This window comes from Chryseobacterium sp. BLS98 (assembly GCF_001045445.1).
Lineage (GTDB): Bacteria > Bacteroidota > Bacteroidia > Flavobacteriales > Weeksellaceae > Chryseobacterium.
In genome coordinates, this window is the sequence record NZ_LFNF01000002.1 from 726,373 (window position 1) to 740,077 (window position 13,705).

The following is a 13,705-nucleotide window of genomic DNA, read 5'->3' on the forward strand; positions in this document are numbered from 1 at the left end:
TTCATTATTTTTTTATGGCACGAATACACATGAAAGCAGGAAACTCATTTAATTCTTTATAATGTTTCGGATCCAGCTTTTCAAATTCTTCTGTAGGTTTTGGTTCAACCAGTTTATCAATATAAAACCCATTTTCTGTAAGAGGAGTGATACACTCACTCAGAGGTCTTCTAAAGCTATTGACTTCAACAGGTTTTCCAAATCCGTTCCATATACACTTTACATGTTCGATTTCAAAATATTCTTCTGAATGAAAGTAATTGTATTCAAAAAAAGGATGCTCAATGGATATAACAAGACTACCATTAGGTTTCAAAACCCTGCAAAATTCTTTAATGGTGAAATTCCAGTCCTCTATATAGTGAAGCGCTAATGCACAAATAACAGTATCAAAGGTCTCATTCTCAAACATTTCAAATGGTGAAGATAAATCGTGGACGAAAAAATCTTTTTGATTTTTATTTCTTTCACGTGCCAGCATGACCATTTTTTCACTGATATCAAAACCTTTTACTGTTGCTCCCTCAGATATTAATATTTCGGCATATTTTCCTGGCCCGCAAGCTGCATCAAGAATAAATTTACCACTTACTTCCTGAATCAGCTCTAATGTATTGGGTCTGTCATAATAGGCATTATGAGGTTTGTGATCGATAAGTTCATTATATTTCTCAGCGATCTCCTCATAGGCAGATAGGATTTTATGTTTGATCATAATTATTTTTATACTGTAATTCTAGATTGAATCTATTACATTGGAAATACGTGAGCCTTCCCATCCAACAATGGCATATTTACGGGTGCTTCCCCATCGGTAACCACCAATATTTCCTGTAGACTGGATCACACGGTGGCACGGAATAAGAAATGCCACAGGATTACTGCCAATAGCTGTTCCAACAGCTCTGGAAGCCTTAGGATTTCCTATTTTCTCTGCCAGGCTGCCATAGGTAGACAGTTTCCCCATTGGAATAGACAGAAGACTTTCCCAGACTTTAAGCTGAAAATCTGTTCCTTTTAAGTGTAATTTAATTGTATTGAGTTTGGTCCAGTCCTGACCGAATATGGACAGTGCATTCTTTTGAAGAGCATCCTGTTTTTCAAAGAAAGAAGCATTGGGAAACTTAGCATATAAATTCCCCAATGCTGTTTCTTTATCGTCTTCGAAAGCCATATAGCAGATCCCTTTTTCCGTAGATGCTGCCATTACATATCCAAAAGGACTTCTGGAAAAACTGTAATTAATGCTCAGGCTTTTTCCGCCGTTTTTGTATTCTGCCGGAGACATACCTTCTATTTTCACAAACAGATCATGAAGCCTGCTTGTGCTGGAAAGCCCCGTCTCGTAAGCGGTATCAAATATACTCGCTTTTTCTTCTTTAAGTAAATTTTTAGCATGTTCAAGACTGATGAACTGTAAAAATTTCTTCGGACTTGTTCCTGCCCAATCCGTAAATATCTTCTGAAAATGGGCCGGACTTAAATGAATATTTTCTGCCACTTCCTCCAAACTCGGCTGAAGCCTGAAATTGCTCCGGATATATTCTATCGCTTTGGCAATTCTGTTATAATCTATTTGACTTTGTGTGGACATAGTATTTCTTTTTTACCTCACAAATTTCCAAAGAATATACGGCAGAAAAAATCCGATTCTTGCGAAGTTTAGTTATTGTTATAAATATGGTTGTAAGCCAGCATTTTGTAATATAGCTTAGCAGCAAGGAAGGCAGTTGGTTTAGCCATCGGAGAATCCATTAATTCTACAATATCAAAAGCTACTACATTGCATTTTTCAAATACTTTTCTTAATAATTCAAGTGTCGGGTACCACTGAAGTCCGCCCGGTTCCGGAGTTCCTGTAGAAGGAGCGATGGAAGGGTCAAAAGCATCAAGATCAATTGTGATATAAACGTTTCCTGAAACTTTTTCCAGAACATCATTGATCCAGTTGTCATTATTGGCAATTTCATGGGCAAAAAACACTCTTCCTTCCGGCAAGTATTCAGCTTCTTCCGCATCCATGGAACGAATTCCCACCTGAACCAGATTATGCTTCTGATTGGCTTCAAAAACCGCACATGCATGGTTGGAAGTAGATCCATGAAATTCAGGACGTAAGTCTGTATGAGCATCTAACTGAAGAACGGTAAGGTTTTCAAACTTCTCTCCTACTGCACGGATAGAACCGATAGAAACAGAGTGCTCACCCCCGAAAAGGGTAAATACTTTTCCTTCATTATTTAGAAGCTCTTTTGTTTTCTGATATACTGCTTCCGTCATTGCTTCAGGAGTAGAATTTTCAGAAACCTCTCCCGCCAGGTATACTCCGTCAAGATAAGGTTCAGTACCTGTTTCAATGTCGTAAAGCTCCATGTTTTCAGAAGCATCAAGGAATAGTTCCGGGCCTTTATCGGCTCCTTTTCCCCATGTTGATGTTCCATCGTAAGGAACGGTTACCAGCATTACTTTAGAGTTTTCTAACGTTGCATTTTCTTCAGGAATTCCTGCGTATGTTCTCATGTTTTATTTAAAAAATTAAATGATTGAATGATTGAATGATTCCACAAAGATACAAAGAAGTTGGAAGCAGGAAGCAAGAGGCCGGAAGTTTTTGGAAGGCAACCAAAAAGACCCATGTTGGAAAAAACAAGTTATCTTATAAATTTTAATCTCCTCCTCCATCTTCAGGCTCCCATCCTTCTTTACCATTTAAATATTTAACCCTATTTTTGCAAAAAACAAAATATGTCTTTAAAAGCTGTTCTTTTCGACATGGACGGGGTTATTGTAGATACGGAACCACTGCACAGAAAAGCTTATTTTACAACTTTCGATGAACTGGAAATTACTGTTTCCGAAGAACTGTACAGTTCTTTCACCGGAGCCTCTACCAAAAGGGTATTTGAAACCCTGATTGAGAAATTTGGTTTAACGCAGACGCATGAAGCTGCTTCGGGTATCAAAAGATCTCATTTCAAGAATTATTTTGATACCGATGAAGAATTTGATCTTATTCCTGGTGTAAGAGAACTCATCAAGCATTATCATGAAAACGGGATCAAACTTATTCTTGCTTCTTCAGCGACAATGACGACGATTAATATGGTTTTTGAAAAATTCGGGCTTGAACAGTATTTCAGCGGAAAAATCAGTGGCGCAGATCTGAAAGAATCCAAACCTCATCCGGAAGTTTTTCTTTTGGCGGCAGAAATGGCTGGAGAGCCAGTGGAAAACTGTATGGTTATTGAAGATTCCACCAATGGAATTCTTGCGGCGCACAGAGCCGGGATTTTTTGCGCTGCTTACAGAAGCCCCCATTCTAAAAATCAGGATTATACTTTAGCGGATATTGTAGTTTCCGATTATGAAGAGCTGGAACTGGATAAGCTTTCAAAATATTTTTAAATGAAAAAGCTCTCAAAATCTGAGAGCTTTGTTTTTTATGTTTTTCCAGGAAAAGCTAAGATTCTTAATTATCCTTAATTCTTAACAAAAATCTTAATGGTTAAAATTGAAACATTAAGAACAATTAAGTGGTTAAGATTATTAGGTGAGATTGCTTCGTCACTACGTTCCTCGCAATGACGGTATCATTATTTGTATCCCAGGATTTTCAAAATATCTTCAGGTTCCTGTTTTTCACGGAAAATTTCATACTGAAGCTCTCCGTTTTCATCTTTCTGGATCAGGACGTGCCTAGGTTGCGGCATCAGACAGTGATGAACACCGCCATACCCTCCAATTGTTTCCTGATAGGCTCCTGTATGGAAAAATCCGATATACAACGGCTTGGTATCACTGAAGACCGGCAGATAGATCGCATTGGTATGCTGCTCGGAATTATAATAATCATCCGAATCACAAGTTAATCCTCCTAAAAACACTCTTTCATATGTATCTTCCCATCTGTTCAGCGGAAGCATAATGAAGTGTCTTGAAATGGCCCAGGTATCTGGAAGTGTGGTCATGAATGAAGAATCGATCATATTCCACTTTTCTCTGTCGTTCTGACGTTTCTGAGAAATGATCTTATATAGGTTGGCTCCACTTTCTCCTACGGTAAAGCTTCCGAATTCCGTATAAATATTAGGCTCTTCCACACCTTCTTCTTCACAGAATTTTTTGATCTGTGAAACAATTTCTTCTACCATGTACTGATAGTCGTATTCAAAGTTTAAAGAAGTTTTGATCGGGAAACCGCCACCAATGTTCAGTGAATCCACTTCCGGGGCAATTTTTTTCAAACGTGCGTATACACGAAGACATTTGTACAATTCGTTCCAATAGTAGGCTGTATCTTTGATTCCTGTATTAATGAAGAAGTGAAGCATTTTCAGTCTTGCATTCGGGTGTTCCGCAATTTTCTGGCTGTAATAAGGGATAATATCTCTATATCCTATTCCCAGTCTTGAAGTATAAAATTCGAATTTCGGCTCTTCCTCTGAAGCGATTCTGATTCCGATATCGAAAGTGGTATCAATACTTTCTGTAAGCTTATCCAGCTCGCGGTAGTTATCCAGGATCGGGGTAATATTTTCAAAACCGCTGTTGATCATTTCTGAAATTTTCACCAGATAATCATCGGTCTTGAACCCGTTACAGATAACTTCAATATTTTTATCTACTTTTCCTTTCTCATAAAGAGATTTTACAATATCCATATCATAAGCGGAAGAAGTTTCTATAGAAATATCATTCTTAAGGGCTTCTTCAAGCACAAAATTGAAATGGCTGGATTTTGTACAGTAGCAGTAGGTATAATTCTTTTTATAATCGGCTTTCTCAAAAGCTTCCCTGAACCAGCTCTTCGCTTTCTGGATGTTTTGAGAAATTCTCGGCAGGTAGCTAATTTTTAGCGGAGTGCCAAATTTTTCAACGACTTCCATTAAAGGAACATCGTGAAACAACAAATTGTTCTCAGAAACATTAAATTCTTCCGTAGGAAAATATAATGTCTGATCAATAAGTTCCGAGTACTTTATTTTCATTTCTTGACAAGTGAATTAAGAAATGCAAAATTGCTAAAAAAGTTTGGTTTTTGAGCGTTAAATTTATTATAAATTTCAAAACGGAAACCGGCAAAAACCTGAGAAGATTATCAATTTGTAAACTTCTTAATGTATTCTTCCCTTTTATTCTCTGAAATACCCAAAACCTGTTGAATATAAGCGTCCACCGAGCCATATTTCTTGTTGATTTCATTAAAAGCTGCATCAAGATATGCTGTTTCCACCCAGCTCAGCTTTTCAAGGACTTTTACATCCATTTTGGGGTAAAGGAAATGTAAATTATTCGCCAGACGGAATCTTTTATGGACGAGTTTTTCCCTGTAATTGTTTGATAAAAGATAGTCATTGTAAATGGTTTCTTTATCAAATTTCAAAATGGTCAAAATTAAAGCTGTGGTAATTCCTGTCCGGTCTTTTCCCGCCGTACAATGATAAAGAATGGGTTGATCAGATTCCATGATTTCAGTGATTATTTTTCTGACCATCTCTGGGTTTTCGGTTACATATTCCCGGTAAAAATCTATCATCCTTTTGTCGGCATCAGAACCGTTTACCTTTCCTTTTAGGACCAGTTTTTTAGCCTGTGACAGCTGATCTCCTTTGTCTTCAAAAGCTGAATATCTTTTATAAACCATTTTATCCGGGAGCTGGTCCGGTTTATCTGCTATTTCTTTTGAGTTTCTCAGATCGATTACCTCTTTTATTCCTAAATTTTCAAATTCTCTGAACGATCTTTTTTTCAGTTGATGAAGATGGGCGCTTCTGTAAAACCGGCCTTCCTTTAAAGTTCTTCCTTCTGAATTCCGGATATTTCCTGGTGTCCGGAAATTATGTACTTTTTTAATCCGGATATGCTTTTCATTTTCTGTTTTTCCGTATTCGGGTGTAGAAAAATGCAGTGTTCTGCATGAGGAAATACAGAATAATAAGATGATCAGAAATGATATTTTAGCTAGATTTTTCATTTTTATCCCACATACTTTCACAGATTTCACGGATAAATGTGGTTTTGATTCGGAGTTTATGTTTTGGCTAAAGCCAATTGGTTTTTATATATTTTTAAATGAGCTAAAGCCCATTCCTATTGATATGGTTTCGTGAAAATTTCGTTTAAATTATAAATAATTCTTCCCGATAAAAATTAATAAATCTCCTTTTTCATATTCAATGGAAACTTCATCTTCAACGGCAAAATTACGGGTCCCGATCCTCGAAGTGATGCTTAAGCTGCCATTCGTTAAGGGCCAGTTAACCCCTTTTGTTGTAATATTTTCAACATACGGAAAAGGATATAAAGAAATCATTTTATTATTTACTCCTTTTACAGAAAAGCTTGACGGGATGAAATAATATTCAGAAAATTCGTCATAAAATTTCAGGCTCATTTTATCTTTAAAAGTATAAGCAACCGTCAGATTTCCCAGGAAATGATCCTGTTCACCACCGCTTCCTCCGAATATATCGGCCATGCTAAAACCTCGTTCCAGAATGAGATCTAATGCTTTATGGAAATCCGTTTTGTCCTGATCGGGTGTATGAATAAACTTTTCGTGATAAATATTTTCATCTGCCCCGGAGTGAGAATCAAAATCACCTGAAATAAAATCCAGCTTTTCCAAGGGAAATCCCATATTTTTCAAGTAATGGAAAGCACCATCCGTACAGGCAATAAGTTCATATTGATCTGCATCCGGAAGTATTTTGGGGGCATCCCCGTTGATAAAAAGCAATACTTTACCTCTCATTCGGATTCCAGTATTCTTCCGGTTCGTTGTTGATTTTTGAAATGTATCTCGCCAAAACGAAAAGATAGTCTGAAAGCCTGTTCAGATATTTAATCAGTTCCGGGCGTACTTCTTCAGATTCATTTAAGAAAACAAGGGAGCGTTCTGCTCTTCTGCAAATTGTTCTCGCTGCATGTAAAAAAGTTGCGGATTTTCCACCACCCGGAAGGATAAAATACTGAAGCGGCTCCAGCTTATCTTCAAAAGCATCCATCCACTGTTCCAGCTCTTCAATCTCCGTATCCGAAATAATCAGAGGTAAGCGTGACTTCCCATTGGCCAGCATTAATTTATCAACCGGTGTTGCTGCTTCTGAACCTACCGTAAACAGATCAAACTGAATCTTTTTTAACTGCTTCAAAGCCTCTTCATCCTCAATATGACTTTTTGCGATCCCGATGAATGAATTCAGCTCGTCTATATTGCCGTAGCTTTCCACTCTTGCACTGGCTTTGGAAACTCTTGTACCGCCATATAAGGCGGTCTGTCCTTTATCTCCTGTTTTTGTATAAATTTTCATAGTACTAAATTACTTTATTTTGTACAATGTAAAAAGTAAAATGTAGGAATGATTCGCAGTTTTATCTCTGCACAGCTATGACCCTATTATTGATTGAGTGAGAGAATCCTTCGAGGGCGCTCAGGATGACATAGCTAATAAAATCTGCTTTATTACATGTTGTGATTTCACAAATTTCCACAGATGTAAATTTGGAGGATTTAAGTTTTGGCTAAAGCTAAAGCCCGCTTCTATTGAATCTATTTAGATATAATCGAAAAAAAATGACCGGATAAATCCGGCCACTCACAAATTATTTATTTACCTCTACATATTGTATGATGGTCTGGTTTTTTGGGTTATAGATTATTGTACTGCTATTGGGAAATCTTTTCAGCTTGTAATATTCTATATTTTTATCGCTTTTGATGTCTTCCAGGAAACTGGTATCAAAAGCATTTTCCGGAAGGAATTTTGAGACAAAACTTATTTTGTCTATGATGCTTTGTCCGTCTATCTTGCGGGCTGTTTTGTCGGATTTGTTTTCGTCGGCAGAAGGCTGTTTTTCCAGAAAAGGAAGAAGGACAGCGATATCGGATTTGTATTTGAAGATATATCCTTCAGAACCATTGGGAAATTTAAATTTCTTTCCGGTATCCTCAGTTACTATTGGTTTTCCTTCATTGGGAAATACCTGGTTAAATTTTACATCCTGGGAATTCGTTAAAGAATTAATGGATTCACTGACTGTTTTCTTAACAGTTTCTTCCACTGCCTGCTGAGCTTTCTGCTGTACAGTTTCAGTTGTTTTCTGAACGGTCTGGTCTATTTTCTCTTCAATTTTATTACATGAGATGAGTAAAAAAACAGGAATAACAGGCAAAATATACTTCTTCATTTCGAGATTTTGATAGCGTTGCAATTTTTTAATTCATGCAATTTACATCTAAACGGAGAAATGACCTTTTATATTTTAATAAAGAAATAAAATATTTTTTTAACATCAGAAATCCTGCTGACAAACTGTTGTCATAACCCTACCCTACCTTTGTATCAACAATAACAAACTAAAACAATACAATTATGACAACTACAGCAACAGCCACTAAACAGTTCATGACCTCTGATCAATTATTAGAGCACTGGCAGGGACACAGAAACCTTACAAGAAGAGTGATAGAAGCTTTTCCAGAGAAAGAATTATTTGAATTTTCCGTAGGCGGAATGAGACCTTTCGCAAAACTGGCAGTAGAGCTGATCAGCATCGGCGGACCTGCTCTGAAAGGGATTGTTAACAAAAACATGGAAGCTTACAATGAGGAAGGATTCAACCCGAAAACCAAAGAAGATATCCTGAAAAAATGGGACGAGGAAACTGAGGTGATCAATCATTATTTCAGCCAGATCACTGAAGAGCGTTTCCAGGAAACTTTCAACTTATTTGGTCAGTATGAATTTCCGGTGTACCAGAACATTCTTTACTTCGTAGATAATGAAATTCACCACAGAGGTCAGGGGTATACCTACCTGAGAGCTTTAGGAATTGAACCCCCTTTTTTTTGGGAGAGATTTTAGGATCATTAATGCCTTTGTTCAGACTGAAAATGATGATTCAATCCAGACAAAAAGAAAAACCTACGGAATCAAAATCATTCAAATTATCCATTCATTAAATATAGACACCCGATTTTGTTGTTTTTGATTTTTGTCTTTGGTTTAAAATCTCTTTGTTCAAACTATATGAATTTCCAAAAATCCGGCTTCACGTACGTGAAGCCGGATTTATATTGTTTATTAAAATAAATTTCACCGCCCCGATCTTGTTCCTGCCACAATATCTTTATTCTACTTTTTTTGAAATATTTTCTATCAGATTTCTAAGCTTCACTTTTAAAGATTCCGGTTCTAAAATGGTTGCAAAATCTGCAAAAGTGATCAGCCAGCGTGGGAAACCTTCTTCTATCCATTCCGTATCAAAAGTCATTTCAATTCCATGCTCTGTCTCCTTTTCTTCAACAAACCCGTAATATCTTTTTGAATTAACGATATGTCCTATTATTTTCTTTTCCACTAAAATCCTCACCCTTGTTTTCTCTCCGTTTGAATATCTTCTGTAATCATTGATCTGTCCGTATTCCTGCGAAAAAGGGTTCTGTGTTTTAAGAATCTGCTGGATCCTGTCAACCCGAAACTGTCTGAAATCCTTTCTCATGATACAGAAAGCCATTATATACCAGTAATTGAATTCAAAGAAAATACCTACCGCTTCGATGGTTCTGTTTGTTACCCGGGAATCAACTGTTTTGTATTCAATAATAAGCTGGGTCTTATCAGCAATACTTTCCAGAATGGTAGGGATCACATTTTTGATATTGCTATCCGTTTGGGTATGATGATTATATACATCAATCTGTTTTTCAATATTCTGGATCAGGCTTTTATCTGAATTCCGAAGTACAGAACGCACTTTTTCCATGGCAATCTGATAATGGGCTCCAAGGCTTTGGTGAGAAAATTTCTGCATCAGCTTTTCGGCAGTGATGAAGCTCAATACCTCTTCCTTAGTAAACATGATAGGCGGAAGCTTATAGCCATCCATCAGTGAATATCCGTTTCCGGCTTCGCCTATAATAGGAATTCCGGCATTTTCCAGGGTTTTTACATCCCGGTAGATGGTTCGGATGCTTACATCAAATTTGGCAGCAAGATCCTGTGCCCTTACTGTCGGTTTCGACTGTAATTGCGTGAGAATAGCTGTTACCCTGTCCAGTTTTTTAAGATAGTGATCGTTCATATTAATATCGCAAATCTATCAATCTTTTTTGGGTACATCACATAAATTGACCGGCTTTTTATTTATATTTAACTCTTTTATTCATTCTATTTATTTGAATATGAATCCTACCAGCTTTATCCAGACCATTGAAAGTATAAATAAGCCAGAACAGCCTGTCATGGATGCTTTGGTCTCAAATTTAGAATTAAAAACTTACCGTAAAGGTGATTTTCTTTTAAAAGGCGACGAAACCTGCCGGCACTTTTATTTCCTTGAAAAAGGCCTGGTAAAACTGTTCTTTGATAATGGTGATAAAGATTTTATTATGACTTTCTTTTCTGAACATTCTTTTTTCACTGAGCTGAGCGGTTTTTTAACGGGTAATCCTTCAAAATATATGATCGTTGCCCTTGAATCCTGTGAAGTTCTCCGTATTCATAGAAATGTCATTGAAGATGTATGTAAAAAATATCATAGTGCAGAAACTCTCTTCAGTAAACTGTACCGGAAAGCACCTGTCAACATGATGGGAAGGATCAGTGAAATGCTCGAAGATGAAGGCAAAAAACGGTATAATAACTTTCTGAAACAGAGACCTGACCTTATTCAGCGCATCAGTCTGGGAGATCTGGCAGATTATATCGGCATCACCCAGGTTTCCTTAAGCAGAATCCGTGCTCAAAAATAGTTTTTTATCATATGTAAAAAAATTCCGGAAAATTGCAGTCTACATTTGTCATATAATTAATCAAAAAACAATTTATTATGTCACAAAGAATTAATGCATTTGCAATGGGAAACAAAGCTGTAAACGCCCTTCATCATATGGGATCACAGATACAGCATTCATCACTGGAACGTTCATTTCTTGAACTTTTGTATTTCCGGGTTTCCCAGATGAACGGATGTGCTTTCTGCCTGGATATGCACTCCAAAGAACTGAGAGCCAAAGGCGAAACCGAACAACGAATATTTCTGGTAAGCGCATGGAGGGAATGTTCTTTTTACACAGACAGGGAGAAGGCCGGATTGCTGTGGGCAGAAACCTTAACTTCTTTAAACAGGAAAGAGGTATCTGATGAAATTTATGCTCAGGTTAATCAACATTTTTCTGAAACTGAAATACTTGATCTCACTATGGCCGTGATTGCAATCAACAGTTATAACAGAATCAATATTGCTTTTGGAGCAGATGTGGGGACTTATCAGGTTGCTGAGGAGGCACAGTAACTTCATTTTTTTATCGCAAAGTTTTATTGTGAGTGCTTTTAATTAGACTTACGATAAAACTTTGCATTAAATTTTATGTGGAAAAACTTTAAAATGATATTGCAATATTCTCTCGCAGATCAAGCAGATTTATAAAAAAGATTTGTGAAATCTGTGAGATCTGCGGGAAATAAAAAAATTCTCTTTATTGAAATCACTTTGAAAAAGATCATTAGTTATCTTTAAAAGTACTCACCAGCTTATCCAGATTTAAACTTCTGGCAGACGCGTCAAAGATCTCACGGTAAGTTCCGTTGAGTTGGACCAGCTCATCATGGGTTCCACTTTCTACAACCCTTCCCTTTTTCATCACATAAATAGTATCAGAATCCAGGATCTGTGACAGAGAATGGGAAATAATAACCACTGTACGTCCTTCTTTGATAGCATCCAGGGAGTTTTTAATCTGTTCGGTAGCAATGGCATCCAGGCTGGCAGTTGGCTCATCCAGGAAAATAATCGGTGGGTTTTTCAGGAACAACCTGGCAATGGCGATTCTCTGCTGCTGTCCGCCTGAAAGCTGGGTAGCATCATGCTGATAACCATCCGGAAGGTCGAGGATCTGATCGTGCAGGTATGCTTTTTTTGAAGCTTCCTGAATCTCCTCAAAGCTGGCATTCATATCACCATAACGGATATTATCCTCGATACTTCCCTGAAAAATATGGTTTTTCTGAAGGACCAATCCTAAATCGTCTCTCAGAAAAGTATTGTTATATTCATTTAAATTGACTCCATCCAGCAGGATTTCTCCAGAATCGGGAAGATAAAATTTACACAAAAGATTAATCACCGTAGATTTTCCGGCACCACTTAATCCTACCAATGCCGTGGTTTTTCCATTTTCTATTTTCATGGAAACATTATGTAAAGCCTGGGTTCCGTTTGGATAACTAAAATCTACATTTTTTAATTCGAAATTACCTTTGATTTCTTTTTCCACAAAGTTTCCGGTCGGTTCTTTCTCGTCATCAGCATTGAGAATTTCAAAATAGCCTTCTGCATAGATCATGGCATCATTCATATCATCGTAAATCCTATGCAGCTGGCGGATGGGAGCAGAAATATTGTTGAAGAGCATAATGTGAAGCATAATTGCCCCAATCGTCATCTGCTGATCGAGTACCAGATAAACCGTTAAAAGAATGATTAAAACCACTCCAAACTGTTCTATAAAAGTTTTCAGCCCATCATAAATAAAGTTGGTTTTCCTTGTGAACATCTGGCTTTCCATCAGCTCCATCTGTAAATCGTACTGTTTTTTTCCTTCAAATTTTTCACGGACGAAACTTTTAATGACCATAATGGAATTAATCAGGTTCAAAAGTCCTGAAGTTTTCCTTTCCCGTTGATTTCTAAGCTGGCGACGTACCCCTCCGAGCTTTTTCGCCTGTAATGAACTGATATAAAAATAGATAGGAACAATGATCGTGGAAACCATCCCTACATATACATTCTGCATGTACATAATGATGAGGGCGATAATGGCATTGGAAAAAAGCGGCAGTATATCGATGAAAAAATTCTGGACCAACTTTGTCAGGCTTTCAATCCCACGGTCTATTCTGATCTGCAGCTTCCCGGATTCATGATTCTCATCGTTGAAATAGGCCACTCTGTACATCAGGATTTTGTCAATAGCAGACTGCGCAAGGACGGAACTCACATTGATTCTTATTTTTTCTCCATAAAACTTCTGTCCGAAATTGATGAAAATATTAAGCAGTTCTTTTCCCAGCAAAATGATGGAAATGACGATCAGAATATGAACACCCTCAGACATAGGATGTGGAAGATGGGTGAGTTTGGTCACCTCATCCACCGTATATTTTAAAACAATTGGATTGACCTGTGCCGCAAGAGCTCCTAAAAAGGTAAGAAACAACGTCCCATAAATCATTAAACGGTAAGGTTTTATAAACGGAACGAGCTGTTTATAGATCCCGAATAAAGTGACTGTTCTGTTAAAAGGTTTTGCCATAGAAATTATTTTAACTAAAAAACGTACCGTTTCTGAGAGAAAAGGTACGTTTAATTCTATTTTTCAGCAAATACTTTTGGAACCGATATACTTTTATCCTTCGTAAAAATAGGTTGTAAGATAATGCAGTTCGGGTTTGCTTGCTGCTTTGGATTCAGCTTCTGCCTGTTCCAGGGTGTATTGCGTGGTCAGTTCTTTTCTTTGAAAGATAAATGAATTGTTTGCATTTTTGTCCACTACATCATTGAAGATATGCTCAATTTCAGAATTGGCAAGAGATGCAAAGCTAATGTCTTCGAAACCGTACATCAGCCTTAAGTCATCATACTGACTGAAGTTTTCATCTACAAATCCCTGAAACTGTGCTTTTGAGTTAAAATTACCTGC

General features: G+C 37.2%; 14 protein-coding genes. 4 read left to right on the forward strand and 10 right to left on the reverse strand.

The genetic code is table 11. The annotated features are described in order from the left end of the window. Positions 1-4: 4 nt before the first annotated feature. From ACM40_RS08190 to speB, 3 genes are all read right to left on the reverse strand, one after another. The gene (locus ACM40_RS08190; RefSeq protein ID WP_048502328.1) at positions 5-715 is read right to left on the reverse strand and encodes a class I SAM-dependent DNA methyltransferase; all 711 of its coding nucleotides are present in this window, start codon (positions 713-715) and stop codon (positions 5-7) included. 21 nt (positions 716-736) lie between these two features. Beyond that, a complete protein-coding gene (locus tag ACM40_RS08195) occupies positions 737-1,594 on the reverse strand; it encodes a bifunctional helix-turn-helix domain-containing protein/methylated-DNA--[protein]-cysteine S-methyltransferase (RefSeq protein ID WP_048502329.1) in 858 nt (285 codons plus the stop codon). A 68-nt stretch (positions 1,595-1,662) separates the two neighbouring features. Continuing rightward, positions 1,663-2,520, reverse strand: coding sequence for an agmatinase (gene speB / locus ACM40_RS08200; protein WP_048502330.1), 858 nt, complete (start codon positions 2,518-2,520; stop codon positions 1,663-1,665). A gap of 225 nt (positions 2,521-2,745) precedes the next feature. Here speB and ACM40_RS08205 point away from each other — a divergent pair, with 225 nt between their 5' ends. Next, positions 2,746-3,405, forward strand: coding sequence for an HAD family hydrolase (locus ACM40_RS08205; RefSeq protein WP_048502331.1), 660 nt, complete (start codon positions 2,746-2,748; stop codon positions 3,403-3,405). 188 nt (positions 3,406-3,593) lie between these two features. Here ACM40_RS08205 and ACM40_RS08210 read toward each other — a convergent pair whose 3' ends face one another. From ACM40_RS08210 to ACM40_RS08230, 5 genes are all read right to left on the reverse strand, one after another. Beyond that, a complete protein-coding gene (locus tag ACM40_RS08210) occupies positions 3,594-4,988 on the reverse strand; it encodes a decarboxylase (protein WP_048502332.1) in 1,395 nt (464 codons plus the stop codon). Between the two features lie 110 nt (positions 4,989-5,098). Then, positions 5,099-5,974, reverse strand: a complete 876-nt coding sequence (locus tag ACM40_RS08215) for a tyrosine-protein phosphatase (RefSeq protein ID WP_048502333.1) — start codon at positions 5,972-5,974, stop codon at positions 5,099-5,101. 150 nt (positions 5,975-6,124) lie between these two features. Further along, positions 6,125-6,754 carry a thiamine diphosphokinase gene (locus tag ACM40_RS08220; protein ID WP_048502334.1) on the reverse strand — a complete coding sequence of 210 codons (630 nt, stop codon included), beginning with the start codon at positions 6,752-6,754 and terminating at the stop codon, positions 6,125-6,127. Then, positions 6,744-7,313, reverse strand: a complete 570-nt coding sequence (locus tag ACM40_RS08225; RefSeq protein ID WP_048502335.1) for a cob(I)yrinic acid a,c-diamide adenosyltransferase — start codon at positions 7,311-7,313, stop codon at positions 6,744-6,746. Before ACM40_RS08225 ends, ACM40_RS08220 begins: the two co-directional genes overlap by 11 nt. 292 nt (positions 7,314-7,605) lie before the next feature. Continuing rightward, positions 7,606-8,190: a hypothetical protein gene (locus ACM40_RS08230; protein WP_048502336.1), complete on the reverse strand. Its 585-nt coding sequence runs from the start codon at positions 8,188-8,190 to the stop codon at positions 7,606-7,608. A gap of 185 nt (positions 8,191-8,375) precedes the next feature. Here ACM40_RS08230 and ACM40_RS08235 point away from each other — a divergent pair, with 185 nt between their 5' ends. After that, complete coding sequence (locus ACM40_RS08235; protein ID WP_048502337.1) at positions 8,376-8,867, forward strand: DinB family protein; 492 nt, start codon at positions 8,376-8,378, stop codon at positions 8,865-8,867. Positions 8,868-9,132: 265 nt separating this feature from the next. On the opposite strand, the gene ACM40_RS08240 is transcribed toward ACM40_RS08235, so the two are convergent. Further along, a complete protein-coding gene (locus ACM40_RS08240; RefSeq protein WP_048502338.1) occupies positions 9,133-10,086 on the reverse strand; it encodes a helix-turn-helix transcriptional regulator in 954 nt (317 codons plus the stop codon). A gap of 100 nt (positions 10,087-10,186) precedes the next feature. On the opposite strand from ACM40_RS08240, the gene ACM40_RS08245 reads away from it, so the two are divergent. Both ACM40_RS08245 and ACM40_RS08250 read left to right on the forward strand, forming a co-directional pair. Next, positions 10,187-10,756, forward strand: a complete 570-nt coding sequence (locus ACM40_RS08245; RefSeq protein WP_048502339.1) for a Crp/Fnr family transcriptional regulator — start codon at positions 10,187-10,189, stop codon at positions 10,754-10,756. A 77-nt stretch (positions 10,757-10,833) separates the two neighbouring features. Further along, the gene (locus ACM40_RS08250; RefSeq protein WP_048502340.1) at positions 10,834-11,298 is read left to right on the forward strand and encodes a carboxymuconolactone decarboxylase family protein; all 465 of its coding nucleotides are present in this window, start codon (positions 10,834-10,836) and stop codon (positions 11,296-11,298) included. Positions 11,299-11,509: 211 nt separating this feature from the next. Here ACM40_RS08250 and ACM40_RS08255 read toward each other — a convergent pair whose 3' ends face one another. Continuing rightward, positions 11,510-13,237 (reverse strand): ABC transporter ATP-binding protein, encoded by a 1,728-nt coding sequence (locus ACM40_RS08255; protein WP_048502867.1) that lies wholly within the window; start codon positions 13,235-13,237, stop codon positions 11,510-11,512. Positions 13,238-13,705 lie beyond the last annotated feature (468 nt).

What these genes read in the sequence shown, in the direction of transcription:
- ACM40_RS08190 (WP_048502328.1), bottom strand. Translation starts at nt 715, where the DNA reads ATGATCAAACATAAAATCCTATCTGCCTATGAGGAGATCGCTGAGAAA.
- ACM40_RS08195 (WP_048502329.1), bottom strand. Translation starts at nt 1,594, where the DNA reads ATGTCCACACAAAGTCAAATAGATTATAACAGAATTGCCAAAGCGATA.
- speB (WP_048502330.1), bottom strand. Translation starts at nt 2,520, where the DNA reads ATGAGAACATACGCAGGAATTCCTGAAGAAAATGCAACGTTAGAAAAC.
- ACM40_RS08205 (WP_048502331.1), top strand. Translation starts at nt 2,746, where the DNA reads ATGTCTTTAAAAGCTGTTCTTTTCGACATGGACGGGGTTATTGTAGAT.
- ACM40_RS08210 (WP_048502332.1), bottom strand. Translation starts at nt 4,988, where the DNA reads ATGAAAATAAAGTACTCGGAACTTATTGATCAGACATTATATTTTCCT.
- ACM40_RS08215 (WP_048502333.1), bottom strand. Translation starts at nt 5,974, where the DNA reads ATGAAAAATCTAGCTAAAATATCATTTCTGATCATCTTATTATTCTGT.
- ACM40_RS08220 (WP_048502334.1), bottom strand. Translation starts at nt 6,754, where the DNA reads ATGAGAGGTAAAGTATTGCTTTTTATCAACGGGGATGCCCCCAAAATA.
- ACM40_RS08225 (WP_048502335.1), bottom strand. Translation starts at nt 7,313, where the DNA reads ATGAAAATTTATACAAAAACAGGAGATAAAGGACAGACCGCCTTATAT.
- ACM40_RS08230 (WP_048502336.1), bottom strand. Translation starts at nt 8,190, where the DNA reads ATGAAGAAGTATATTTTGCCTGTTATTCCTGTTTTTTTACTCATCTCA.
- ACM40_RS08235 (WP_048502337.1), top strand. Translation starts at nt 8,376, where the DNA reads ATGACAACTACAGCAACAGCCACTAAACAGTTCATGACCTCTGATCAA.
- ACM40_RS08240 (WP_048502338.1), bottom strand. Translation starts at nt 10,086, where the DNA reads ATGAACGATCACTATCTTAAAAAACTGGACAGGGTAACAGCTATTCTC.
- ACM40_RS08245 (WP_048502339.1), top strand. Translation starts at nt 10,187, where the DNA reads ATGAATCCTACCAGCTTTATCCAGACCATTGAAAGTATAAATAAGCCA.
- ACM40_RS08250 (WP_048502340.1), top strand. Translation starts at nt 10,834, where the DNA reads ATGTCACAAAGAATTAATGCATTTGCAATGGGAAACAAAGCTGTAAAC.
- ACM40_RS08255 (WP_048502867.1), bottom strand. Translation starts at nt 13,237, where the DNA reads ATGATTTATGGGACGTTGTTTCTTACCTTTTTAGGAGCTCTTGCGGCA.